The sequence below is a fragment of the Mesorhizobium sp. M7A.F.Ca.CA.004.06.1.1 genome (assembly GCF_003999135.1).
Taxonomy (GTDB): Bacteria; Pseudomonadota; Alphaproteobacteria; order Rhizobiales; family Rhizobiaceae; genus Mesorhizobium.
Map to the genome: position 1 here is coordinate 1 of NZ_RZPQ01001018.1, position 1,657 is coordinate 1,657.

Annotated in this window: 2 protein-coding genes; both read right to left on the reverse strand. The window is 63.9% G+C overall.

The annotated features are described in order from the left end of the window. The coding region (locus tag EN906_RS33330) for an NAD(P)-dependent methylenetetrahydromethanopterin dehydrogenase (RefSeq protein WP_127375731.1) at positions 1–706 on the reverse strand (706 nt) is incomplete at its 3' end. 29 nt (positions 707–735) lie between these two features. Continuing rightward, positions 736–1,657, reverse strand: a 922-nt coding sequence (locus EN906_RS33335; RefSeq protein ID WP_127375732.1) for a beta-ribofuranosylaminobenzene 5'-phosphate synthase family protein, incomplete at its 5' end; no start/stop codon positions are given.

The window sequence follows — 1,657 nt, forward strand, 5'->3', positions numbered from 1 at the left end:
CTTCGATGCCGGCCGGGGGGACGGCATTGACGTCGGCCGCAATAAGCAGGTCATTGCCTTTCAACTGGGCTTTGGAGACCACCTGGACGCCGGCTTTGGCGCAAGCCAGGATAATTTCGTTCGCCTCGACCAGCTTTGTCTTGCGTGCGTCGCTCGATCCGTCAGCGGCATCGACGATGATGTTGAATCTGCTTTCGATCTCGGCTGCGATCTGTTTGACCCTCTCGATGCCGTCATGGCCGACAAGTGTGACCCGGGCACCTTCCCCTGCCGCGATGACGGCGGTGCAGAAGCCGACGACGCCGGTGGCGCCGAAAACAGCCACCCTCGTATCCCTGAGCGCACGCTGAAATTTCTTCTCGAGCGCCTTTTCGACCTTGGCCACCATCGCCGCGGCCGTGGTGAACGAGCCGGCCGGATCGGCAAATACCGAAACCTGGAAAGGCGGCACCATCGCCTTCTTCGCGGCGTCGAACATGTCGAGCGCCAACGAGGCATCCTTCCCGGCGATGAAGATGCCGGTGTCGACACCCGCATCCGGCGGGCGCGAAAAGATCGCGTCCTGGACCAGGCCTGTCACTTCGGCGAGGCTTACATCGACATAGGGGACGACGGCGTCGAAGCCTGCGTCGAGCGCCATGTTCACGTCGAAGGGGCTCATCTGCTTCAACGGTGTCAGCATGTGCAGGATGTGTTTGCGGGCCATTTCTTGCCTTTCTGCCTGAAACGGGAGCGTCAGCTGCCGACGAGATTCAGCCTGGTTGAGCTGATCTTCGCGCCGGAGTTCCTGCCCTTGACGATCTTGATCTCAAGGCCGTCCTCAATTGTCGTCTTCCGAACCGCGTCGACGAACTTGAGTGCGGCGTCATGTGATGGCGCGAAGGCAAAGCCTGTCGGCCCCCAGGAACTCTGGCCGATGCCGACGGCGCCTGCTTCATTGAGACGGTGGGCCGCCATCTCGACCCGCTTCGAGGTGAACACGCCGCCCTGCGCCGGGGCGAAATGGCTGCCGATCAGCATCTGTATCGCGGTGACGGCGGCGCCGAATGCCGGAAGGTCCCGCTCGACCAAAGCCGGCATAATGCCCATCAGCACCCTTCGGCAGATCTCCCCGCTGCCTGCCGTTGGGAACGGCGGCAGCGAACGAAACGCCGCGACCTCGGCAGCGCCATGCAGTCCATGCCCGGAATGGTCGAGGATGAGGATGACGCGCCACTCTTCCGGAAACGGCAGCCGCGCGACGACCGGAGGCGTTCCGCCGCGGTCGTTCTTGCCGGCGTCGACTATGACGCCGCCATCTTCGAAACTTGCGATGCCGATGCCGGATCGGCCGCCCCGCTCGAGCAGGCCCGCGTCGCCGGCGATATCCAGAGGCAAATTATGGAGAGTGCGCAACGCCGAGGCGACGGCAAGGGCGATCTGCGTGCCGGACCCCAGACCCGCATGACTGGGGATCGACTGCTCGACCACCAGATGGTGCTGGGCGCGAATGCCGAGATGCGCGCAGAGCGTCGACAGATGCTCGCTGGCGCGGGTGCTCTCGGAGCCTTCGACGATGGTTTCGCCGGACCGCGACAGGGTGACGACGGTTTCGGGTTCGCTCAATGGAAGCCCGACGCTGCCGAACCGCCGTCCGGCATCGCCATTGAGATCCTGT